The sequence below is a fragment of the Candidatus Nitronauta litoralis genome (genome assembly GCA_015698285.1).
Lineage (GTDB): Bacteria > Nitrospinota > Nitrospinia > Nitrospinales > Nitrospinaceae > Nitronauta > Nitronauta litoralis.
The window spans coordinates 2473126-2496758 of sequence record CP048685.1 but is presented as its reverse complement, the minus strand read 5'-3'; the positions used below and the strand labels follow the sequence as shown (position 1 = coordinate 2496758).

The window sequence follows — 23633 nt, the reverse complement described above, 5'->3', positions numbered from 1 at the left end:
AATATTCCCCCTTCTCCGAAAGAGGAAGGCAAAGCCAGGGGTGCTCGGTGCCCGGCCAACAAAATCAATCAAACTATTTTGAAATAACATTCAAGAAATAATCCCCCCAACCCCCTTTACAAGGGGGAAGTGCTGGCGCACGGCTAACATAAAAACTCCAGGAACTCTCTCGGCAATTCTACTCTCAGGTTCCAGTCGCCCATCAGGCTAGGACTTGCGCTCAGGAGCCATCCACTCGAGAAACTGTCGCCATGCACTGTCAAAAGCGTGGGAGGGGAAGCGCTTGATCTCGGGTGGATCATCTTTAACGGGTGACTTCACAACAACATATTGATTTTCACTGACGTTCAGGTGCTCGACGTATATGGCCACACCATCCGCCATCACGTTCCCCGTCCCGTTCAACAATTCTTTTTCGATTTCAAGCGGCGAACCGGGCACAGGCATTCCATCGCCGTTAAACATTATGGTTTCCGACATCACATCGCCGCGCGGTAACGCGGAACAGAAGCATCCGCGACCTGGGAATAGGCATCGATGCCGCCGGCGAGGTTGTGCACCGTCTTCACTCCGGCTTCAATCAATATATCGGCGGCCCGCCGCGAGCGTTGCCCGACGTGGCAATACACAACGATCTCTTCTTCGAACGCCAGTTCCATCATGCGATCGACCAACTCGTTCAGCGGGATGTGTATCGAATCCGGCAGTGCAACAAGGGAGTGTTCCCACTCATCGCGCACGTCGAGCAGACACTCCACTTCACCGGCATCCAGTTGCCGCTTCAGTTCGATCGGATCGATGTTGTCAATTGTTGGCATGGTCTCCTAACCTACCAGGCCGATCAGCGGCCAGTAAACTTTAAGTAGCAATAGATACGCGATAAAGCCAATCGCAGCCAGGATGAATCCTGTAATCACCATCTCGCGCAACTGGAAACAACGGGAACTGTACGCCAGCGCCGATGCAGGTGTTGCAATTGGCAAAATAAAGGCAAAGTTGGATGGCAGAATAACTGTCATCGCCGCCACCAGGGGACTGATCCCGTAATCCCCGCAGAGAGACAGCACCGGCGGCAGGAGAACAGCGATCACGGCTGAATTGTTCATCACTGTGGTGAATGCCGCCGACAGCACCGCCACGGTTATCAGAAACATCACCGGCATCTCAATAATTCCGGAGAAGACTTTCTGTGCCAGCCACAACGCCGCACCGGTATCGGCCATCACTTCACCGAGACAGATAGCGCCGCCGTACATCAGGATCACTGCCCAGTTGACGTGCTCCTGAACTTTTTCCCATGTGATCAGCCGAAACAGAAACAACACCACGATTGCAATGATCGCAATGTTGGCGATTCCGTAGTGTTCGCCAAAGACAAACCAGAAGAACAGGGTGATCAGCATCACACCACCGACCCCCATTTCGTGAAAACTTATTTTGCCCAGAGCCTCGCGCTTTTTGTGCAGGACTTTCAATGCCGGAGACACATCCTGGATCTCCGGCTTGAACAGGGTCGTCAGCACCAGCCAGCCCGCAGGCAACATGATGAGAAACAAAGGAAACGACAGGGCTGAATACTCCCAGACTCCGAGGGTAGCCACCTTTTGCGTACTCTTCTCAAGAATCTCGACTGCAAGTGGCACGCGTCCACCACCCAGAACCGTTGCCGCACCGCCAATGATGCAGCCCCAGGCCATGGCGAAGTACAGTCCTTTGGCGAATACCGATTTGCCAGGAGTCAGATTGAGCGTCCGCACGATTTCCGAAACGATGGGAAACAGCATCGCCGCCACAGCATGCTCGGACATGAAGCAGGAACTGATCGCACCAAAAAAATATATAGAACCCCAGAGTCGTAACGGACTCTGTCCAAAATTTTCCATGATCCACATCGACAGGCGCACACTCAGTCCGCAGGCGATCATCGCTCCCGACAAAATAAAGGCACCGAGGATGAAGAACACCGCCTTGTTGCCGAAAAACTGGTACACCTGCCCCGATTCCATGATGCCGAGCAGCGGCACCATCCCGATAGCGAGCAGGCTGGTTGCTGAAAGCGGAATCAGGTTGGTCGACCAAAGGGTGACGCAGAGTCCGAACAGACAAATGACCTTATACGCTTCCGGAGAGAGGTCCGATGGACCGTCAAACCCGAGGGCGACGAAAAACAACAGGAAGATCACCGCCAGGAAAATCCCGCGGCGCATACGGTCAAACACCACAATCCACATGGGACGGCGATCGATGACGATCTTCGGAATGGCAGTTTGTTGTTCGATCATGGCCACGATAATACCAGATGAAGGCCGTTTTTCCCACGGCCTGAAGCTAAAAAGCCTCTGTTTTTAAATAGCTTAGAGTAAATTTCCACTCCGGAAAGAGACTTTTAGAAAAACAGAGTCCGTTCTTTCTTCTGTCACCCTAAACTCATCAGCAAAGGGAAGGCCTTACAACTCATACCTTCTGGATCGCCACGCTCCTTTCAGTCGCTAGCGATGACGGTTTGTACCTCATGGCGAGAAGCCTTTGCGACGAAGCAATCCAGATAAAGAGAAGTGAGCCTTTCCGCTGTCACCCTGAACCAGTCGAAGGGCGGCAGCGGCAATCCAGTGCCTGGGCCATCAAGGTTCTCCGATCTTACAGGTTAGGAAAGAACAGGTTCGGGCCTGGGTGTCGGTGTTTCAGGTGAAGGCTGGTCGACCATGTCGACGGTCCAGAGGTCGCATTTGCCACAGGTGTCCCGGTAATTTTCACGGAAGTGGTTGTAATCGCCGCTGTTCCAGATGGTGTTGAGGTCCCCGGTCAACGCGCTGCCTATTTTTTTCTCAGGCAGGAGACAGCATGGAGTGACGTTCCCCTCGCGGGTCACGTAAGTGTAGTCGAAGGTTTTCAGGCAATAGCGACCTGAACGATGCAATTTTTTGCGTAGAAGTCGGTAGAAAAACCGGACCAGCCCGCGTGAAACACCATATTGCAGCCAGTCGAGCTGGATTCCATTCTTACTTGCCACCCGGTCGGCCTTTTCAAATATCCGTTCTTCTTCCAACGGACCCGGTCGGGTCAGCGATGGATCGTACTTGCGGTCCACCCGACCGACATTGACCGCATCATAGCCATGCCGCGCACCATATTCGATCACAGCGCACAGAGCATCGCCACCACCCGCATGCAAGGTGGCCTGCAGGCGCAGCCAGGGTTTTCCCTGCTTACGAAGAGTGGGTATCCGTTCAATATTTTTCAGGGCCTTGTGGCTGGCGTGACCGGAGTCCACCTCCCCTTCCACACTGTCGATACTGAAAGTCAGCGCGTCGAGTCCGGACTCGATAATTTCTTCAGCGATATCCGTCCTTGCGAACAGGCCATTGGAGGTGATTCGCACCGTATGCCCACGCTGTTTGCAATAGCGAATCATGTCAAAAATCCGGGGATGCAGGAAGGGTTCGCCCCAACCGGTGAGCGTGATGTCCTCATCGCCGTGCAGCTTGTCGACCACCTGCCTGAAAGTGTCCCATTCCATATGCTCCAGCTCAATGTCCATCACTTCCCTCGGGCACATCGGACAATCGAGATTGCACCGGTTGGTGACCTCCAGCTGGACCTGTCTCGGCCGTCCGGGAATCCGGTAATTCAAGCGGTTGAAGGTATCAAGAATGAGATTGAGCATGATTGGGTTCGGTGGTTATTCAGTCAGAAAATAGTGAAAAAAGGGCTCAGGCCGCGAGCCACCCGATTTTGGGTGCAAGTCGCCTCACATGAAACCCGGCATCACAGTTGTCACATGAAAATATTTTAACCGTGAAGGCCCTTAAAATCATGGTTTTTATTACAGTTGAGGGGTTAAAATGGTATCTTAACAAGATTGTCCCCGTTGAAATATTGATCGGCATAATACTGAATAAACTCAACTGAATTCATAAGATAGGAAAATCCTCATGGCCATGACCATTACTGAAAAAATCCTGGCGGCCCACGCCGGTAAAACCTCCGCCCAGCCGGGCGATAACATCTGGGTCGATGTCGATGTTCTCATGACGCACGACGTTTGCGGACCTGGTGCCATTTCCATATTCAAAAAACACTTTGGACAGAACGCCAAGGTGTGGGATCCCGAAAAACTGGTCATCATTCCGGATCACTATATTTTCACCGAAGACCCTCATGCCCTGCGCAATGTCGACATCCTGCGTGACTTCGTCAAGGAACAGAATCTGCCCTACTACTACGATCCGGGCACCGATGATTACAAGGGTGTGTGCCATGTGGCTCTGGCGCAGGAAGGCCACAATCGTCCGGGTGAAGTGTTGTTCGGTACCGACTCACACACCTGCACCTCCGGTGCGTTCGGTATGTTTTCGACAGGTATTGGTAACACAGATGCAGCGTTCATTATGGGGACCGGCAAATTGTGGGTGAAGGTTCCGGAAACGATGCGTTTCGAATTCCACGGCACCTTCCCGCCTTACATCATGGCTAAGGATATTCTCTTACAGGTGATCGGTGATATTGGCTGTGACGGCGCGACCTACCGCACGATGGAATGGGCGGGCGACGCGGTCATGCAGTTCTCTATGGAAGAGCGCATGACCCTGTGCAACATGGCCATTGAAGCGGGCGGTAAAAACTCCGTGATCGAAGCCGATAGTGTGACCGAAGAATACGTCAAGCAACGCACCAGGAAATCGTACTCCATTGAACGTTCGGATGCGGATGCAAAATACTTCTTCCGCAAAAGTTACGACGCTTCCAAAATGGAACCCGTGGTCGCGAAACCGCACTCACCGGACAACCGCGCTCTGGCACGGGAATGTACCGACGTCAAACTGGACCGTTCGTATATCGGATCCTGCACCGGTGGCAAGCTGACTGACTTCATCGCAGCGGCTGAAATCCTGAACGGTGAGAAGGTTAAGATTGAGACCTACATCGTACCGGCGACCCGTGAAGTCGAGAATGGCATCCGCGAATACAAAATCGAGGGCAAGACCCTGCAGACGATATTCGAGGAAGCCGGTTGTCACATCGGCGAGCCCTCCTGCGCGGCCTGTCTCGGCGGACCTAAAGACACGTTTGGTCGAACCCACGGGACGGAAGTGGTGGTCTCGACCACCAACCGCAATTTTCCAGGACGTATGGGTTCGAAGCAATCAGCTGTGTATCTCGCATCACCCTACACCGCAGCGGCTTCTGCTCTTACCGGGCACGTTACGGATCCGCGCGAGGTCATGTCCGCAAACGTTTAAACTGAACACACCACCCGCGATGCCGACAACGCGTCTGCGGTTATCAGGAGTTTATTGATGAAAGAACAGTTTGAAGGCCGGGCTTATGTGCTTGGCAATAATATCGACACCGATCAGATCATTCCGGCGGCACATCTGGTGTACAGCCTGAGCGACCCGGAAGAACGTAAAAAATACGGTCAGTATTCACTTTCTGGTGTTCCTTCAGAAGGCGCAGGACTGCCTAAGGGCAACACCCCTTTTGTAGAGGAAGGTGAATGGCAGTCGAAATACAGTATCATCATTGGCGGCAAAAATTTCGGCTGCGGCTCTTCACGTGAACACGCACCGGCCTGTATGGAAATCGCAGGTGTGCAGGCGGTCATCGCAGAATCCTACGCGCGGATTTTCTACCGCAACTCAGTCGACGGCGGATTCTTCACCCCCTTTGAAAGCGAAAAGCTGTTGACGGACGAGATCAACACAGGGGACGAGCTTGCAATTGATATGAAAGAAAACACGCTGACCAACAAGACTCAGAACAAAACGTATAAGCTAAAGCCGCTGGGGGATGTGAAGGATATCATTGAGGCGGGAAACATCTTCGAATACGCCAAGAAAGCCGGCCTGATGCCGGCGTGATCCGGCTTTTCACATGGCAGAATTTCTTCACAACATAAGCCTGCAGGATATTCTCCTTGGTGTAATAGCAATTTTATTTGGGATACCCCTTCTGGTGTTTGGCATCATGACCTTTCTCTACAAGGCAGGACTCATCGCTCCCCCGGTAAGAAAACCGGAGTCCCCTGTTTCGGTTACTTCTGAAAACAACACAATGACCAACAACGTATTCAAACAATTCTGGATGCAGGCTATTTTATTTATTCTACTCAGCCTGATGTTGTTGTTCGGTTTGCGCGGTTTTTCGCAAGCCAAGACGGCTCCCAAGGGAATGGTGTTGATCCCGGAGGGGACTTTCATTATGGGGTCCTCCGATGAAGAAATCTTGTGGGCCGCAGAAACGTTCCTTTCTGAGTCGCTCGAATATTACCGGGATGAAACCCCCGCGCACCCGGTCAACCTGGATGCATTTTTTATCGACAAGACCGAGGTGACGGTCGGCGACTTTAAAGACTTCATGGCGGAAACGGGACAGGAACCGCCCCGATATTTCGACAGTGAAAACTTCAAGGCCGTCACTCAACCAGTGGTCGGGGTCACCTGGCAACAGGCTGCCAGTTTTTGCAAGTGGGCCGGTAAGCGCCTGCCGACGGAAGCGGAATGGGAGAAGGCCGCGCGTGGAACGGATGCGCGAATGTATCCCTGGGGCAAGAAACCGGAAGAAAAGCGCGGGAATTTCCGCGGTAAAAAAGACGGCTTTCGCTATGTCGCACCAGTCGGATCGTTTCCGGAAAATAAAAGTCCGTACGGAGTCCTGGACCTTGCTGGCAATGTCTGGGAATGGACCGATTCCTGGTATGGGCCTCATCCAGGCAATACAACGGAAAACGATTTCTACGGAAAAAAATTTAAAGTGATGAAAGGCGGCTCATGGTTTTCCAATTTGGACCTTGCACGCATAACCGTCCGCGGCAAAGCCCTGCCTACCCAAAAAATGAATTACATCGGGTTCCGGTGCGCCCAGTCTTTATCTGAAAAAGCGGCGGCTAAAAATTAAAACTACTGGCTTCGTAACGAACACATTGAAACATTTGGAGTGACGAAATGAATGGTAAATTGACTTTGGGAATTGGCGTGATCGCCCTGCTGTTTAGCGTGCAACCGGTTTTTGCAAACGACGAATACAGTGCGAACCCACATGGTGGGAATCCGCATGCGGGAGCTGAAAACCCCCATGCGGCAAGTCCGCATGGCGTTGGAGACAATCCACACGGTGGTGGAGATAATCCACATGCTGCCAATCCACATAACCCACATGGTGGGAACCCACACAGCCCGCATGCAAAAGGCGGTCACCCAGGTGGCAAACCGGGTAAGGGCGGACATTCCCATTACTACCGTCGGAGCGGTCCCCCAAAAGATATCCCGGCACACGTGAAATCACGCACGAGCGAGGATGGCCACGGCCTCAACCTGAACAACTCGCAAATCGGCCTAAAAGGCGCGGAAGTGCTGGCATCCTCACCTGAATTAAATCAGGTCCGTAGTCTTGCTCTCAAAACGAATAAAATCGGGGATGCAGGCCTCAAGCTATTGTGTGATTCTAAAAACTTCCGCCATGTCGAAAAACTTTCGTTGTGGGACAACGGGATTACCGGTGATGGGGTGGACATGCTTCTTACTTCTCAAAACTTCAACAACCTGACGGAACTGAACCTGATGAAAAACCAGGTAGGTGATGCAGGGGCTGCAGCACTGGCAAAATCAAAAAAACTTTCAAAAGTTACATTTCTCGACCTGAGTCAGGCGGGTTTGACCGATGCCGGCGCAAAAGCATTGGCGGCTTCCCCCCATCTGGGCAACGTAAAACGGATGGACCTCTATAAAAATAAAATCGGTCCGGAAGGAATCAAGGCATTGTTGCAATCGCCCAACCTCAAAAACCTGGAACATCTCGACCTGACACTCAATTCAGTGACTTTTGAACAGTCACAGGAGCTGATAAAACAGGCCAAGCTGCCAAATCTGAAACTTTTGAATTTGAACTGATCTTTTTATGCTAGATGCAGGATAAATCCGGCTCGGACTGAAAGTAAATCAAACGTGGTTTCTCAGCATGAGTTCTTTTGGATGCGGGTTCAGATAAACCTGATCCTGCAAATAGTCCACCTGATGTTTTTTTACATAGTTGCGGATTAAAGTGACCGGGACAATCAAGGGGAGCAGTTCCTTCCGGTAATCTTCGACTGCTTCCAGTATGTCCGCCTTTTCGTCTTTTGAAAGCATCTTTTTAAAAAACCCCATCATATGCATGAGAACATCTGTATGTTTTTTGGTGGTTGATTTAAGCGCCAACGCCTCCATAAAAATAAACGCATAGGATGCAATCACTTTATTCCAGGGATCCTTTTTTACCTCCGCCACAATTTTCCCCAGAGCTGTGTAATGTTTCCGGCTGTGGGAAAGAAGCAGGAATTTATTTTTCGTATGAAATTTTACCAGGGTGCCCGGCCTGGCCCGGCTGCTGAGCAATTCATTTTTCAACCTTGAAAAACTGAACACCCGGACAATAAAATTTTCCCGGATCCTTGGATCGTTCAATCTCCCTTCATCCTCGACCGGGGTCAGTGGAAAGGTCTCTGTGAATGCTTTGGCGAACATCCCCGCTCCATGCCTCGCTTTACCTTGCTCCGTTTCAGAATACACCGGGATCCGACCGAGACCACATGAAGGAGATTTACTTTTAAAAATAAAGCCGCACAGATCATCGTGATTGAGTTGTTTGATCCTGCCTTTTACAAATCGATTCATCTTACCCGTCCAGTCGGTCCGGCTTTTTCGACCCAGCATTTTTGGCTTTTTAAGATCACCATAAAGAGCAACGGTTTCTCTGGGAACCCCCATCCCGACTTCCATTTCTGGACAAACAGGAAGGTATTGGAAGTACTGTTCCAAAACCTCACGTACATAACGGTCCTGCTTATGGTCTCCATTCCAACGGACTTTCTCTCCAATCAAACAACTGCTGACCCCAATTTTTATTTTTTCTTTCATATCCGTGAGCTTCCCGGTTTATTTGTTGGGTAAAAACTGAGACAAGCGTTTCAACCTATCCTCCAAAACGTGCAACGATTCCAAAACCTCTATTCCACTTTCTTTAAAATACTCTCTCATCATATACGCACCTGCCCCCCCTGCCCAAATCGGACAAATTGGCAAAACCATTTGCACATAGTCCTCGACCAGAGATTTGGCTTCGGGCTCAGTTAATGAGGTTGTCCATGAAAGTAAAACCAGGTTTGGTCGGGTCAATGTACAAAATGCAGCCAGTTCTTTAACAGGCATGCTGGCTCCCAGGTAAAACACCTGACACCCATTCCTCGCACACTGGTAGGCCGCTATCCAGATGGCCAGCTCATGTTGCTCGTCTGGCAGGCAGGCGATTACCACTTTTGGCCCCTGACTGGAGGATGGTATTTGATTTAAAACTGAAAGAAATTTTTGACGGATATGATTGCTCACAAAATGCTCTTCACCAACACCAATTTTACCCTCATGCCAAAGGTCGCCTATTTTTCGCTGAAGGGGAATGAAAATCTTGTAAAACACTTCATCAAATGGCAGTAATGCGCTGTATTCATTAAAAAGACGCACAAACTTGTTTCGATCTAAAGGTGAAATAGAAGAAAGCAAGGACTCCAGTATACGATCAAGCGAGTTTCCGGCTTCCTTACCTTCATTATCGTCTGTCCTCTGGATTCGGGCGATTAACTCATCCCTTCCCAGACTTGCCAGCTCTCCAATGGCGAATCCTTCCTCCAATTGATCCTTTAAGTAAATCAGGAGTTCGACATCCTCTTGGGAATACATCCGGTACCGGTTGCCTCCCCTGACGGGCTTTATTAAATCAAATCGCCTTTCCCAGGACCGGATTACGTGTTTGCTTAAACCCGTCATTCTAGCTACATGGTCAATTTTATAAGTATCCATAACTAAACATTATCAAGAGTTTTCATGTTTGTCAAAACATTTTTATAAAAAACATTTGACAAACAGCTAAACATTGGATAAAGTTTTGAAATAAGCTTTGACAAACCTTAAAAAATAAAAAATGAGAGGTTATCCAAATGAAAACAAAAAAGTACCTGAAAACAGCTTTTTGTGGATTGGCATTGGCAATGTTCATTAGCCCGCAAGCCGGGCTGGCACAGGAATCCCCGGAAAATATGTCCTTTATTCCCGGCGGTTCCTTTCTGATGGGCGTGGATAAATCCGTGGTTGTGGACACGCAAAAGATGACGCAGAGAGAGCGCCTTAAATATGCGGTTTCCCGTGAAGCGTTTCACGATGAAGGACCCGCCCATATGGTGATTCTTGATCCCTATTACATGGACAAGATGGAAGTGTCCAACAGCCAGTACGCAGATTTTATCAAAGCCACCGGTCATCCGGCCCCGGCCTACTGGGATGACCATCGCCGCAACAAACCAGAGCAACCGGTCAGTGGCGTTAACTGGCACGATGCCAATGCTTATTGCCATTGGGCAAACAAGCGTCTGCCCACCGAAGCGGAATGGGAAAAGGCAGCACGTGGTCCCGAGGGTTTTAAATATCCCTGGGGAAATGACCTGGATTCCAGTAAAGCCAATTATGGTCGCAAGCAGGAATTCACTGCAAACGTAGATTCCTATCCGGAAGGAAAGAGTCCTTACGGCCTCCACAACATGGCTGGGAATGTTTTTGAGTGGGTTCATGACTGGTATGACCCGAACTATTACAAAAACACCCAGGACACAGTAAATCCGACCGGCCCGAAACAAGGGGTTTTCCTTAGCAGCACAGGAACCTTTGTGGATCGAATTGCAACCGGCAAAAAGCGGGTAATCCGTGGGGGTTCCTGGTACGCCCCGGAAGCAAGTGTAACCAACACACATCGTTTCTGGAATGATCCAATGAACAACAGTTACGGCGTTGGTCTTGGCTTCCGATGTGCCCGGTCGGTTGATAATGACTCCATGCTTCAAGCTCGCACTTTCTATATGGACGCGCTGATCAACATGGGTGCGGAAAAAAATAAGCAGGCTTTGAAGTCAATTGAGAAGGCACTGAAACTGGATTCCAGTAACGCGGAATACCTGAAGTTGAAAGAAATGATTCAGAAACAGGTTCGATAAGGTATTTCCAGTATCAGGTTTTCACAGAGGAGGGGATTTTCCCCTCCTCTTAAAACCTGGAATATACAAAAGGAAAATAAGGAGATTGAACAATGAAAACCGGCTTCCAATTAAAAACCTCAACAAGAAAAGGTCTGCTGGGAATTTTAGCAATTCTTTTGTTAGCGGTGCCCTCTTCGGCCTTTACTGGAGAGGTCATTAAAGTATCGCAGGTAGAAACAACATCAGATGCCAGGCGGGCGGTTGAAAAAGCGTGGGAAGTTTATCACCACGCTGCCCTGGGCGGAACCCTCGCATCACCAACTGTACAGTCTCAAATGGAGGCGAAACTTCATAAATCAAGAGCCTTGCTTGCAGAAGCGTACGAGGCTGAGGAGCGCGGTGAACAACAGACAACTGAAACATTGATTCGCAGAATTATGAAAATTACCAACACGGTCATCGCGGGAAGTCAGGAGCCTAAAAAATGAACTTCTTCAAAACAATAAAACATAAAAAGATCCTCGCAGGAATTACAGCAATTCTTTTTTGCCTGACTCCTATAAACCTGCAAAAAGCATTTGGGGAAGAAAAGGACCCGGTTGAAATGATTGAGATACCCGCAGGTAATTTTTTAATGGGGAGTCTGTCTGGAGAAGGCAGGGCAGACGAAAGGCCGCAACGGAAAGTCTATCTTGATGAGTTCTCAATTGATGTTGAGGAAGTAACCAACGAACGCTACCTGAATTTTATTCATCGTACGGGAAGAAAAGAACCCCCAAACCCCTACGGTGAGGGTTTGTTGTCCCAGCAGACGGAAGTGGCTTTGATGCCGGTGGTTCAGGTCACCTGGTACGACGCAGTGGATTACTGCCGCTGGGCGGGCAAGCGCTTGCCTACTGAAGCTGAGTGGGAGAAAGCAGCTCGCGGAGAAAATGGATCCATTTTCCCCTGGGGATCCGATTCTCCTCGTACCAGGCCTGTGAATTTTGAAAGAAATTGGAATGGAACCAAAACACTTTTTCCTGTGGGGACCCGTCCGGACACCTCTTCTCCTTATGGAGTTCATGATCTGGCAGGTAATGCGCGGGAGTGGGTAAAAGATTGGTACGAACCAACATATTTTGCAAACGCCCCAAATCATAACCCTCAAGGCCCCAATACGGGAATATTGAAAGTAATTAAAGGAGGCTCCTGGCACAGCTTCAAGGCTGATATCCGTGCCGCATCAAGAGGAAAAGGAGGTTTTGCCTTAAAGACAGATGGCATTGGGTTTCGCTGCGCAAAATAATTTTCTAAAGTCACTTTTTCAATTTCAGGAGCAAGCCATGAGACATGTTAAGGACATAGCAAAAATAAAAAATAGATTGATCAGCCTGTTTCTTCAGGGATGCTTTCTTTCAGCAACGTTGTCAACAGCCTGGGCAGGAAATCCAGTTGCTCCTGAAAACATGGTTCTGATAAACCCGGGTGGATTTATCCGCGGGGTGGATAAACCGGAATCTACCACAGGCCCTCCATCAGACTCAACTCAAGCATTCAAAGATGAAAGCCCGGCAAGGCAAATTTATTTGGGTGCTTATTATATAGACATATACGAGGTATCGAATACCCACTACACAGAGTTTATTAAAGCAACCGATTATCCTGCTCCAGCCTATTGGGATCATCACAAACTTAATCAACCCAACCTGCCTGTAACCGGAGTGAATTGGTACGACGCCAACGCCTATTGCCATTGGGCCAATAAACGTTTGCCAACGGAAGCCGAATGGGAAAAAGCCGCACGTGGCCCGGGGGGCTATGTGTACCCCTGGGGAAATAAACTGGATTCCAGCAAGGCTAATTTTGGCAAAGGCAGTTCTGGGAAAAAACACGTTACATCCAATGTCGACTCTCATCCTGAAGGGAAAAGCTACTACGGTCTCTTTAACATGGCGGGAAACGTTTTTGAATGGGTGCAGGACTGGTATGACCCAAATTATTACAAAACCTCAAAAGAAGTAAGAAATCCGAAAGGCCCTCAATTGGCATTGCCCCTTAAAGTTTCCGATAACAATTTCAATAATTTTTCACATGGAAACAAAAAGGTAATCCGGGGAGGTTCCTGGTTTGCACCGGCACAAAGCATCACCACCACTCACCGTTTCTGGAATGATCCCATGAACAATTCCTACGGGGTTGGACTTGGATTTCGCTGCGCACGGGATGGCAATACAGATCCAGAGATGGAAGCACGATCATTCTATATGGATGCCCTTATTAAGTTAGGTGCTGAAAAATTTAAAAACGCTTTAACTGCAATTAACAAAGCGCTGCTAATCAGCCCTGAGAACAATGAATACCAGAATTTAAAGCAAATGATTGAAAAGCGACAAGGTCTTTGAATTATCGTGAAAACAAAGTCAGGCGAAGATATTGAAACCATCAGGAACGGTACTGCTGGAATTTTGGCAAATAAACATTCACATAAGGCATTCCCAGGGAATTATGGGTTTCAATAATAACGACCAAATCTCCATGAGGGAAAAATGAATCTACTAAAGCCAACAGGTAACTCCAAAAACTTATTTTGCATTTTCTTAATAATATTTTTGTTTTCTGCCAACAATATCTGGGCCAGGGAATGTCCACAACAGCGAAAAACACAGGTTGCACCCAGCTCTTTCCAGAAAAAAACAAATCCTCTCAGGAAAGAACCAGGTCATTTAAAAAAGGGGAAGGTTCTCGCACATATAAAAGCAAAACCCATTGCCTGCAAGCAATGTCATGGCATGAAGGGTGATGGACAAGGGGCCATGGCATTTAACATGAACCCCAAACCCAGAAATTTCACTTGCAACCAGACAATGGATTCCATTTCAGACGGCCAGCTTTACTGGATCATTAAAAATGGATCAAAGGGGACCGCAATGCCCTCTTATTCCTACTTATCCGATGAAAAAATCTGGCAACTCATTCACTACATTCGTTCCCTTTCAGCATTAGATTCATAATTTCCAACTTTGTTAATAATTTCAAACATAGCGGGTGAAAAATGAAAAAAACAAAAACATTTCTAATTTCAACAACCGCATTTTTATTCCTGTTTGGAGAAGCTCTTACACAAGCCCCCTCAATAAATGTGTCCTCTACTTTTTCGGAAAATCTGGCCTGGGCTGGCGAGCAAGTAGAAATTTCAACTGGGACCGATGTTAAAAGCTGGGAAAGTTTCAGAGGGTGGAGCCCTCGTGTTCCCTATGGTTCATCTTCAAACCCATCCCGATCAACAGCCACCCAGTCTGAAAATTTAAAAGCTGAAAAGGAAACCAAGACTTCAAAACAGGAAAACGACGGAGCGGTTAAAAGGGAAAACAGCACTTCATCTCCAATTATTCGGGATGATGTCAAACCCTGGGAAAGCTTCCGCGGATGGAGTCGAGAAGTCCCATACAACCGGAATTATTGAAACAAACAACCGTAGTTCAATCCGGCTTCAACAAAGAGAATGATATGAAGAATACGTTAACGATCATCTGTCTCAGTTTAGTTTTGTTTCCAGCTTGTGTGGAAAATTACGGCTACGAAACGTTTGCCGATCCTGACAACAAGGGGGAAATTCTTTTTGCGAAGCATTGGAAGACGTGCAGGACCTATACCAGTCAATTAATGAAACCAAGCGAAGGCAGCGAAGGTGCCGGAGAATTACGGGACAGAAAACAACGCCTCTTTCTCCGTTGTATGGAAAAAGAGGGATGGAGACTAAACCCATGAAAACCAACGTATGCTTTACAACAAATAATGTTTTTCACACAGGCATTCAATACCTGGTTGTTATTTCCTTCATGATTGTCATCTCTTCCCAGGCCACGGCTTGGGGTTCTAATGAGTTCCCTTTAAATCTGCCTAAAGTTGAAGGCTCAAAAAGTTTTGATATGGAAATCGATCAATTTAATAACGCGGGAATAAAGCACTTCCAGAATGAAAGTTTTATTGAAGCGGAAAGAAATTTCAGAAAAGGATTGAACCTTGCCAGACAACTCAGAGATCCCAGTCTTGGTATTTTAAATTACAACCTTGCTTTATCCCTTCACAAGTCCGGGCGGCATGAGACCGCTACCCCTTACTTCACTGAAGCTAGAAAGTACGCCAGAGGAAACAAAGTAATTCTGGATTCTGCGCTACTCAAAAAACATGAATGCGGGTTTAACCCCAGCATCGAATGCAAAAACCTTCCTTCTGCAGACATGACCATTGAAGGTTCAAACTAATACAGGAAAATTCACCATGAATATCAAAGGATTTTCTAGAACATTAAACATAGTTGCAATTCTCATTATTTTAATTGGGCATGGGCCGTCCAGAGTTTATGGAGAATCCTTGCAAGATCCATTTTTGAAGGGTTGGTCGGAATACGAGAATAAAAATTTTGATTTGGCTTTAAAAACGTGGTTGCCACTTGCTGAAAGAGGTAACCCTGACGCCCAATACTTTGTGGGGATATTTTTCTCCAAGGGCCTAGGTGTTCCGGTCAATTTCAAAGAAGCAGGAAAATGGTTCCAAAAAAGTGCTGATCAGGGTGATGTAGGCGCGCAGTATCAGCTGGGAATATTCTTTGAAACAGGCAAAGGATATCCACGGGATCTCCATCAGGCAGGCTACTGGTTTAAGAAAGCGGCAAAGCAGGGTTATCCCGACGCCCAATATCACCTGGGCCGGTGGTACTCAAAAATCAATGGCGCAAAGCAGGATTTCGTTCTGTCCTATGTCTGGCTTTCTCTGGCAGAGGCGAACGGAATTCAAACTGCCAGACCAAAAATAAATGCGGTTAAAAAACAGTTAACGCCTGAACAATTAACAAAAGCCAGTCAATTAGCCCATAAATTGTGGTTGCAACTGGAAGAAAGGTAGAGGGATCATATGGTTTCCATCCAAAGTAGCATCCTGGTTTTAAACGCTTTGGTCTTCGGCTCCATATTTTTTGTATGGGTGGTTAGGTACCAGAATATTATTGAAGAATTTAGACTTTACAAGTTACCGGATTGGCTGAGGGACCTCGTAGGCATTCTCAAACTCTCCTTTGCTCTCATGTTGCACAGTACAAACCTTCACGTTAACTTGGTAGGTTCTTCGGGACTTGTAATCCTAATGGCATCGGCATTAATAACCCATTGGAGAGTGAGCAATCCATTTAAAAAAATGATCCCCGCAATCTGTTTACTTACAATCAGTTCATTCATTTTTTATTACCATTTTTTAAAAATATAAAAAAACCCACATATTCTGGAACCTTAGCGATTAATGGAAATTATGAATACGCTCGTCTGGATAAAATAGCAGCCTTTAATGAGTCGATGGTCAAACGTCGGGCGGCTAAACCGGAAGTACTGGAGGAAGTGTTGACAAAGATGGATAGGGAATATTATCGCTACGAAGATCGAATGATAGAGCTATTGAAAATCAGGACACAATAGATAATTCCTGCAACAAAATTCCAGATAAAAAAAGGGGCTGCAGATGGGTGGAAGCTGCAGCCCCTTTACGGCAAGAGCCGGGCCTTACAGAGGAGCACTTCCCAAAGCCCAAACTTTGCCAGTTCTTACCTTCTATAAAATTAAAAAGAGCTGTGGAAGGTTACTTCCACAGCCCCTTTGAAGGATCCAGTGACAGAAACTCATGCGCGTGCATCTGGTTGCGCCAGTTCCTCAATGGTCACGTGCACCGTTTGAACCCGGCCTTCTCTTACAACTTCCAGAGCCACCCGGGTGCCCGGCGAAACGGAGGCGACGAGTCGAGGCAATTCATCAATCGAAGAAATTTTCCGGTTCTCGAACTTGACGATCACGTCACCCCTGAGTATGCCGCCTTTTTCCGCCGGACCCCGGGGAGCGACCTGGTTTACCAATGCCCCGGAAGCCTCTTTCAATCCAAAAGAATCGGCCAGATCTGGCGTGATTTTCTGGATCATGACACCAAGCCAACCGCGGGTCACTTTTCCTTTTTCCTTGAGTTGTTCCACGATCTCCATCACGAGGTTACTCGGGATGGCAAATCCGATACCGACGTTGCCGCCGCTCTGGGAGATGATCGCGGTGTTAATGCCGATGACATCACCCTTCATGTTGATCAAAGGTCCACCGCTGTTACCAGGGTTGATGGACGCATCGGTCTGAATAAAGTTGTCATAAGGTCCACCCATACTGCGACCTTTGGCGCTGATGATCCCGGTCGTTACCGTATGGCTGAGTCCAAATGGATTACCGATCGCCACCACCCATTCGCCGACCTCCAGCTTGTCGGAATTGCCAAGCTCAAGATGGGGAAGGGAATCCACAACAGCCTTATGATCGATTTGAATCAAGGCAATGTCAGTCTTGGGATCGGAGCCGATCAGCTTTGCCGGGACCTCACGTTCCTCATGGCCCTGCCCCAGCGTTACCAAAACCTGATCGGCTCCGTCGACAACGTGGTGATTGGTCAAAATGTAACCTTCCTTACCAATGATAAAACCTGATCCGGAGCCACCCCGTTCAGGAGCGGGTTGCTGCCTGCGTTGTTGAGGTGGCATAAACCGTTCAAATGGATTTCCTGGGGCAAAACCCCGGCTGGCAGGTTTCACTTTTGCCTTGGTTCGAACGTTAACCACCGCCGGGTTTGTTGCCTTGGCGATGTTCACAATCTTGTTTGTTCCCAAAGGGGAATCGGTTTCCACAGATACGGCATGTGCGGCGGGGATTCCGCTAGTGATGCTGATGCCTCCAGACAGGGCCATTGGCAGAGCAATTGCGGCTACGGCTGCCCAACCCATGATCTTTTTGACAGATGACTTCATAATTTACCTCCTTTGAACTTTTTCCCGCTTACGCGAGGGTCTCTTCCATCCTGCTGCAGAGTGAATCCGCAGCTTGAATCTGACCTAAGAATAGGACGGCCAAATTAAGCTCCAATTAAAACAACATTAAGAAATATTAACTTTACAAAACCTCCTCTCCTTAGGCAGACTGGAATGCATGAAAAAGGTTTTTTGTAAATTTGCAATCAGTGCGCCATTGAAATACAATCGGTTCGCACAGCTGCCCCTATTTCAGGGATTTCGCACAAATAAAAAACCTATGGAGCCGACCATGAAAAAAGGAATGGCAGTGGCCATTGGAATCTGTCTAATCGGTCTGCTGGTAGCGCCAATGGGCCAGGCCTTCGCAGATGAAAAAGTTTCCACCCGACCTGCAGACATGAACAAAGCTCCGGGAGACACCGGGGACAAAACCAAAGATCAGAAATGTGACAAGATCGCGGATGCCGATGAGCGCAACCTCTGTCGGGCATTCACCCGTGACAGTTATTACTCTGATCAGCAAAAGCAAAACAGGTATCAGAACAAGGACCACAGTTTTTACTATTGCACCCTGGTAAAAAATACGGATAAACAAAAATTTTGTTACGCCGTGGTCAGAAACCAGAAAAGCATGTGTGGCAATATCATCGATGCGGACCTGGAAAAAGAGTGTAACGAAAAAGTCAAATAAGGCTTTCCTCTTTTCCTGCCAAATAAGTTTTAAAGAGCGGGGCTTGTCCCCGCTCCAGTTTTTTACTTTTTCATTAAGCCAAATACCTTAGCCTCCTGATCTGTTTCTCCCCACCCCCTTTCCCTATCCTTTTTATCTAAATTTTTTCATGCCAACTTCGGAATCGCCCAGACTGCCCCTTTGGAAAAAAGCACTCTTCCTCGCCATACCCATCGTATTGTTCCTGGGCCTTATGGAAGTTGTGATTCGATTTACGGTTCCCTTCCAGAATGTTCGGGCGCTTTGCTTTCATCCCATCATGGAACGCGATTACTGTCCCGGGGTTACCGGCGCGATCAAATACAACACTGTCCTGAATATCAATAACGATGGGATGATCGACAAGGAATATCCTGTCGAACGGGTCCCAGATACCATAAGGGTGGCCATACTCGGAGACTCCTTCACTGCCGGGGAAGAGATGGCAATGGGCAAACGTTTCCACGAAATCTGGGAAGAGCGCCTACCAGAAAAACTGGGGAAATCACTGGAAATTTTAAATTTTGGTGTGCGGGGTTACGGAACCTGGGAACAGCTACAAATGTTCCACCTGAAAGCGGCGAAATACAAACCCGATTGGGTAATCGTGAATTTTTTCTGGGGCAATGATATCGATGACAACATTAATCAATTGGAAGCTGGAGCCCCCAATCCCCTGGAAGATGAGTATCCGGTCGACTCATTATGGAGTCGGCTTCTCATTACACGGAAAAATTTCAACAAATGGCTGTGGAATAATTTAGCGTTGTATCAGTGGATTCGGACAAAATACAACCTGCTTGAAGTGAACATTAAAATCTGGCTGCGCACCGGTCGTCAGGAACAACAGAAGCGAATTGAACAGGCTGCAAAAACAAAGGAAGCAACACCGGCAACGAGTCCAGGCTCCATCAAGCCGGAACCGAACGCTCCGGCAGCTCCGCAACCCAAACCAGCTCCAGCCGGAAAACAGACACCGCCCGCCGCAACAACAGCTAAAACAAAACTGGATGTCGATCAGCCCTCAAATTTTGACGACCTGTTTTTCTGGGATTCCAAGGGTTGGGAAGTGACCCGAAAGCTGATGCTCAAGCTTAAATCGAAAGTAGAGGCTGGAGGAGGACGTCTCGCCGTGATTCATTTTCCCGAATACAATCAGGTTCACGACTATCCGGATGTGCCAAATCAGGAATGGAACGCGTTTTTAAAAACTAATGGTATCCCCTATTTCGACACGTTCCCCTTGTATTCCAAACTGAGCAAGGAAAAAATGATCGACACCACCCTGGTACGAAAACACGGCGACCATCATTTCAGCGAAATGGGACACGTGACCTACGCTGATTTTACTGAACAGTTTTTGGAAAAACTGTTAAAACCGTGAGATCGGTATTGAGAGGCTTCAGGTTTTTATTTTTTCCTATGTTTTCTGGCACGGACAATATAAGGCGCGATCTCTGGGGTTTTGCAACCGGTCTTTCCGTGGTCGACTTTCACCGGTTCAATTCGGTCGGCCGCCTTTAGCACACGCGATTCCAGTTTGGGACGGTAAATGCCAATTGAAATCAGAGCCATTACCATGGCATGGCGCGCTAAATCGGGTGAAGCGTGAATTTCTTTTTCGATTGCTGTGATTACAGGCGATAAATCATCTGGCAACGATTCATCACCTCCCACCAGACGGCAGGACAAAAGATCATAGCCTGCTTTTCTAATGAATTCTTTTTTTGACTTCATCCATTTTTTCATCCTCGAATCTGCCAACGGCGACCGGGACACCAGATCCGCCAACTCCCCCGCCAGCACTTTATAGTCGGATGCCTTGACCCAACCCTCCACCAGACTGATGGTCAACTGATCCGGGTCGGCGACTTTAAGCGCCAGCGTACGGCAGTCCATATTGCCCGTCTTCCAGAGTTTCAACGCCAACGCATGGTCGATTTTTATTTTCTTTTGAAGTTTATTAAGCTGGGCAAAACTGACTCCGTACAAGGGTTCAGAAGCACCATGGCGCATGAAAATCTTGCGGTTCTGGGCCGTGCCATTTTCCTTCAGAAATTTTTGTGTCTCACGAAGATTCATTTTTCTCAGGCGTTGCGGTTTGATATCACACGGCTTATAGTAACCTGCCGGAATCAATCGTCAAGTCAGTCAGCTTTTTTCATACTGCCCAAAAATTTTTATGAAACCCAAACTCACGGATTCCCCTTTAAGCATTTATCTTGTAGACAAAACCCTGGTCATTCAATTTCCTGATGTCTGGCAAACACTCAGTTGGGCACCATTTAACGGGGGTTGGGGAAAGTCGTCCTGTATTTTCATTCACCACTTGAATAAATTTGATGAAAGGGACCTTGATAAAATTTTTGAAGACCAGATTAAAACCCGGGGTATCCCCGAAAACTCTGTCGGCCTAATTACCGGGGCAGCGACAGAACATTTCAAAGAGGTTTTTTACAAATCAAAAACCTTATGGGTGCACGCAATCGCAACTCTTGGCCTAAGCAATGCCCGGACTGCTGGAGATGAAGCCGACGCACCAACCACAAACCAACCGGGAACCATAAACCTGATCGTGGCCACAAATGCCCTGCCAGAATTAACTGGAAACCTTGAAGCCGTCCACACCGCAACCATGGCCAAGAGCGCAGCCCTCATGGAAGCAGGAATCCGAAGCAAGAAATCTGGACAAATTGCAAGCGGAACTGGCACGGACTGCATCGTCATTTGCTCAACCGGAGAAATAATGGAAAACTATTGCGGCATGCACACTTTGCTTGGAGAATTGATCGGTAAAGCTGTCCGCGAATTATTGGGGAAAAGCATCGCCTTTTGGAAAGAGAAAAACATCGAACTTTGAAATGTTTTGCTTAAACCACCTCCACGGGCTGTCAGAAAACGAGTTCATGCGTTAAAATCAATAGCATAAATCAAATATCAAATATCTGGCGATGGACGCACACAACAAATCTTCAAAAAATGAAAAGGAATCGGAAGGGTCCATCATTCTCTTTGACGGAGTGTGCAACCTTTGCAATGGAACCGTCAATTTCATTGTGGACCGCGACCCCGACCTTCAATTCCGCATGGCTTCATTACAATCTGAGGCAGGTCAGCATTTTCTGGATCAATATAATTTACCCAAAGATGATTTCGAAACCATCGTTCTGATTGAAGATGGTCAGGTTTTCACCCATTCCACATCCATTCTTCGCATAACAAAGAAACTGAGTGGACTCTGGCCCGTCTTTTCAATTTTTCTGCTGGTCCCAAAACCCATCCGCGACTGGTGCTACCGGTGGGTTTCTACTAACCGTTATCGCTGGTTCGGCAAGGAAGAAACCTGCCGCATTCCCACCCCGGAAATGGCACATCGTTTTCTGGATTAGAGTTCTATTTCTCCATGGCACTCAAAACACACTCATCCTCCTGGACTGTTTCCTATTTATTTCAGGCGATAGATGCTTCCACTGTTGCCATATTTCGAATCGTATTCGGCATCATCATGGTCTGGGAAACCCTGCGCTATGCGGTTTATGATCGGATCGAAGGGTATTACATAGATCCCCCGGTCCATTTCACCTATCCATTATTCGGTTTTGTCAAAGCACTTCCCGGAGACTGGATGTTTCTCCCGTTTGTGGTGATGGGTGTCACCTCGTTTCTGATAGCACTGGGCCTTTTCTATCTTCCAGCGACCATCATATTTTTTCTGACCTACACTTATATTTTTCTTATCGATTCCACGCAGTACAATAACCATTACTATTTCATTTGCCTGCTCGGTTTGATTCTTTGCACCATCAAGGCCAATGCCTGTTTTTCTGTCGATGGAAAATTAAAACCGGAAATCCATACCAACCGGGTTCCCTATTGGCAACTATATATCCTGCAGTTCCAGATTGTTGTGGTTTATTTTTACGGAGGGATTGCCAAACTGAATCCGGATTGGCTGCAGGGAGAACCGCTCCGGCACTGGCTGGAACCAGAAATGTTTTTTCTGATTGAGGGTTGGCTGACCCATGAAATGTGGGTGTACTTCCTTTCATATGGAGGGCTTTTTTTTGATCTTCTGATAGGCTTCGGCCTCCTCTATTCGAAAACCCGTGTCATTTCGGTTTTACTGGTTTTGATTTTCAACTTAAGCAACGCCTTTATATTTTCCATCGGTGTCTTTCCATTCCTGATGATTGGAACCACCGTCCTGTTTCTTAACCCTGAGAAAGTCCGCGCCTGGCTTCAAAAATGGGATTTCATCAAAGGAAGAAAAAATAAAAAAATAAAAGCGGATCTGCTGGTCAATCCTTCTTTACCGGTCTGTCTTTTTCTTGGGGTTTATTGCGCAGTTCAATTGTTGCTTCCTTTTAGACATTGGCTTTATCCAGGCAATGTGAGCTGGAACGAAGAAGGCCATCGCTTTGCCTGGCACATGAAACTAAGAAGCAAGCGGGGAGATATTTCGTATGTTGTAGAAGATCCCGTTAGCGGAAAAGAGTGGCGACCTGACCTTGAAGACGATCTAACCCCAAGACAAATAAAAAAAATGGCAGGACGACCCGACATGATTCTTCAATACGCTCACCTGTTGCGGGACCGTTACATTGGAGAAGGTGTTGCGAATCCAATTGTTCGAGCTGAAACTTTTCTTTCCTACAATTTTAGAGATCCCAGACCTTTCATTGACCCCGAAGCCAATCTTTCAAAATTGGAATATTCGCCTTGGTTGAGTAACAACTGGATTCTGCCATTTGGAAAAGACTAGCCCATGGTTTTTTTAGCCTACCGCATTATCAGGAAGCCACCTTTCTTCAATAAAAACTTCAATTAGAACAACGGCTACTCCATATCGGGGAACCAATGACAACAAAATCCCAGCACAAACAGATTCAGCAGTTTAGCCCTTTCTGATTTTTTTGAAAAAAAAACCTGACAATCGAAGAAATTACTTCTGGGTAAAACCGAAAAAAAACACCACCAAAAAACAAAAATAAAAACAAATGGTTAGAAGACAATTTCCACAGTGTATGAACTTTAAAGGAATTGAAAAAGTTAACACAAAAAAAAAAATTTTGACATAAGCCACTATTAATCAATCCTTACTATCGACCAAACGAATC

At 47.4% G+C, this 23633-nt stretch carries 27 protein-coding genes; 19 read left to right on the top strand and 8 right to left on the bottom strand.

Features of this window, described 5'->3' with window-relative positions; genetic code table 11:
- Positions 1–207: 207 nt before the first annotated feature.
- The 4 genes from G3M70_11370 to G3M70_11355 form a co-directional block, all read right to left on the bottom strand.
- Positions 208–480 (bottom strand): hypothetical protein, encoded by a 273-nt coding sequence (locus tag G3M70_11370; GenBank protein QPJ62438.1) that lies wholly within the window; start codon positions 478–480, stop codon positions 208–210.
- Positions 480–818, bottom strand: a complete 339-nt coding sequence (locus tag G3M70_11365) for a rhodanese (GenBank protein QPJ62437.1) — start codon at positions 816–818, stop codon at positions 480–482. The genes G3M70_11370 and G3M70_11365 overlap by 1 nt, the downstream gene beginning before the upstream one ends.
- A gap of 6 nt (positions 819–824) precedes the next feature.
- Positions 825–2282 (bottom strand): DASS family sodium-coupled anion symporter, encoded by a 1458-nt coding sequence (locus G3M70_11360; protein ID QPJ62436.1) that lies wholly within the window; start codon positions 2280–2282, stop codon positions 825–827.
- A gap of 362 nt (positions 2283–2644) precedes the next feature.
- On the bottom strand, positions 2645–3664 hold the full coding sequence (locus G3M70_11355) for a radical SAM protein (protein QPJ62435.1): 1020 nt from the start codon (positions 3662–3664) through the stop codon (positions 2645–2647).
- A 268-nt stretch (positions 3665–3932) separates the two neighbouring features.
- Here G3M70_11355 and G3M70_11350 point away from each other — a divergent pair, with 268 nt between their 5' ends.
- The 4 genes from G3M70_11350 to G3M70_11335 are packed head-to-tail and all read left to right on the top strand — an operon-like array spanning position 3933 to position 7889.
- On the top strand, positions 3933–5240 hold the full coding sequence (locus G3M70_11350; GenBank protein ID QPJ62434.1) for a 3-isopropylmalate dehydratase large subunit: 1308 nt from the start codon (positions 3933–3935) through the stop codon (positions 5238–5240).
- 57 nt (positions 5241–5297) lie between these two features.
- Positions 5298–5861, top strand: coding sequence for a 3-isopropylmalate dehydratase (locus tag G3M70_11345; protein ID QPJ62433.1), 564 nt, complete (start codon positions 5298–5300; stop codon positions 5859–5861).
- Positions 5862–5874: 13 nt separating this feature from the next.
- Positions 5875–6897: a formylglycine-generating enzyme family protein gene (locus G3M70_11340; GenBank protein QPJ62432.1), complete on the top strand. Its 1023-nt coding sequence runs from the start codon at positions 5875–5877 to the stop codon at positions 6895–6897.
- Positions 6898–6944: 47 nt separating this feature from the next.
- Positions 6945–7889 carry a hypothetical protein gene (locus tag G3M70_11335; protein QPJ62431.1) on the top strand — a complete coding sequence of 315 codons (945 nt, stop codon included), beginning with the start codon at positions 6945–6947 and terminating at the stop codon, positions 7887–7889.
- 48 nt (positions 7890–7937) lie between these two features.
- On the opposite strand, the gene G3M70_11330 is transcribed toward G3M70_11335, so the two are convergent.
- Positions 7938–8894: a DUF523 and DUF1722 domain-containing protein gene (locus G3M70_11330; GenBank protein QPJ62430.1), complete on the bottom strand. Its 957-nt coding sequence runs from the start codon at positions 8892–8894 to the stop codon at positions 7938–7940.
- Between the two features lie 18 nt (positions 8895–8912).
- Positions 8913–9830: a cobalamin B12-binding domain-containing protein gene (locus tag G3M70_11325; GenBank protein QPJ62429.1), complete on the bottom strand. Its 918-nt coding sequence runs from the start codon at positions 9828–9830 to the stop codon at positions 8913–8915.
- Positions 9831–9967: 137 nt separating this feature from the next.
- Here G3M70_11325 and G3M70_11320 point away from each other — a divergent pair, with 137 nt between their 5' ends.
- From G3M70_11320 to G3M70_11275, 10 genes are all read left to right on the top strand, one after another.
- Positions 9968–11014, top strand: coding sequence for a formylglycine-generating enzyme family protein (locus tag G3M70_11320; GenBank protein ID QPJ62428.1), 1047 nt, complete (start codon positions 9968–9970; stop codon positions 11012–11014).
- Positions 11015–11106: 92 nt separating this feature from the next.
- Positions 11107–11484: a hypothetical protein gene (locus G3M70_11315; protein ID QPJ62427.1), complete on the top strand. Its 378-nt coding sequence runs from the start codon at positions 11107–11109 to the stop codon at positions 11482–11484.
- Positions 11481–12284, top strand: coding sequence for a formylglycine-generating enzyme family protein (locus G3M70_11310; protein QPJ62426.1), 804 nt, complete (start codon positions 11481–11483; stop codon positions 12282–12284). The genes G3M70_11315 and G3M70_11310 overlap by 4 nt, the downstream gene beginning before the upstream one ends.
- A 37-nt stretch (positions 12285–12321) precedes the next feature.
- Positions 12322–13380, top strand: coding sequence for a formylglycine-generating enzyme family protein (locus tag G3M70_11305; protein QPJ62425.1), 1059 nt, complete (start codon positions 12322–12324; stop codon positions 13378–13380).
- A gap of 144 nt (positions 13381–13524) precedes the next feature.
- Entirely contained in the window at positions 13525–13989 is a 465-nt protein-coding gene (locus G3M70_11300) for a cytochrome c (protein ID QPJ62424.1), read from the top strand.
- Positions 13990–14030: 41 nt separating this feature from the next.
- On the top strand, positions 14031–14441 hold the full coding sequence (locus tag G3M70_11295) for a hypothetical protein (protein QPJ62423.1): 411 nt from the start codon (positions 14031–14033) through the stop codon (positions 14439–14441).
- Between the two features lie 44 nt (positions 14442–14485).
- The gene (locus G3M70_11290) at positions 14486–14746 is read left to right on the top strand and encodes a hypothetical protein (GenBank protein QPJ62422.1); all 261 of its coding nucleotides are present in this window, start codon (positions 14486–14488) and stop codon (positions 14744–14746) included.
- Positions 14743–15243 carry a tetratricopeptide repeat protein gene (locus G3M70_11285; protein QPJ62421.1) on the top strand — a complete coding sequence of 167 codons (501 nt, stop codon included), beginning with the start codon at positions 14743–14745 and terminating at the stop codon, positions 15241–15243. Before G3M70_11290 ends, G3M70_11285 begins: the two co-directional genes overlap by 4 nt.
- A 16-nt stretch (positions 15244–15259) precedes the next feature.
- The gene (locus G3M70_11280; GenBank protein ID QPJ62420.1) at positions 15260–15883 is read left to right on the top strand and encodes a sel1 repeat family protein; all 624 of its coding nucleotides are present in this window, start codon (positions 15260–15262) and stop codon (positions 15881–15883) included.
- 9 nt (positions 15884–15892) lie between these two features.
- Positions 15893–16240, top strand: coding sequence for a hypothetical protein (locus G3M70_11275; protein ID QPJ62419.1), 348 nt, complete (start codon positions 15893–15895; stop codon positions 16238–16240).
- A 406-nt stretch (positions 16241–16646) separates the two neighbouring features.
- On the opposite strand, the gene G3M70_11270 is transcribed toward G3M70_11275, so the two are convergent.
- Positions 16647–17804: a Do family serine endopeptidase gene (locus G3M70_11270; GenBank protein QPJ62418.1), complete on the bottom strand. Its 1158-nt coding sequence runs from the start codon at positions 17802–17804 to the stop codon at positions 16647–16649.
- A 292-nt stretch (positions 17805–18096) separates the two neighbouring features.
- Between G3M70_11270 and G3M70_11265 the strand changes: the two genes are divergently transcribed.
- Positions 18097–18498 carry a hypothetical protein gene (locus G3M70_11265; protein QPJ62417.1) on the top strand — a complete coding sequence of 134 codons (402 nt, stop codon included), beginning with the start codon at positions 18097–18099 and terminating at the stop codon, positions 18496–18498.
- 148 nt (positions 18499–18646) lie between these two features.
- Complete coding sequence (locus G3M70_11260; protein ID QPJ62416.1) at positions 18647–19900, top strand: SGNH/GDSL hydrolase family protein; 1254 nt, start codon at positions 18647–18649, stop codon at positions 19898–19900.
- Positions 19901–19926: 26 nt separating this feature from the next.
- Here G3M70_11260 and G3M70_11255 read toward each other — a convergent pair whose 3' ends face one another.
- On the bottom strand, positions 19927–20598 hold the full coding sequence (locus G3M70_11255; GenBank protein ID QPJ62415.1) for a DNA alkylation repair protein: 672 nt from the start codon (positions 20596–20598) through the stop codon (positions 19927–19929).
- Positions 20599–20698: 100 nt separating this feature from the next.
- On the opposite strand from G3M70_11255, the gene G3M70_11250 reads away from it, so the two are divergent.
- From G3M70_11250 to G3M70_11240, 3 genes are all read left to right on the top strand, one after another.
- Complete coding sequence (locus G3M70_11250; protein QPJ62414.1) at positions 20699–21376, top strand: adenosylcobinamide amidohydrolase; 678 nt, start codon at positions 20699–20701, stop codon at positions 21374–21376.
- 91 nt (positions 21377–21467) lie between these two features.
- Complete coding sequence (locus G3M70_11245; protein ID QPJ62413.1) at positions 21468–21905, top strand: thiol-disulfide oxidoreductase DCC family protein; 438 nt, start codon at positions 21468–21470, stop codon at positions 21903–21905.
- Between the two features lie 14 nt (positions 21906–21919).
- On the top strand, positions 21920–23278 hold the full coding sequence (locus G3M70_11240; GenBank protein QPJ62412.1) for an HTTM domain-containing protein: 1359 nt from the start codon (positions 21920–21922) through the stop codon (positions 23276–23278).
- The last annotated feature ends 355 nt before the right edge of the window (positions 23279–23633 follow it).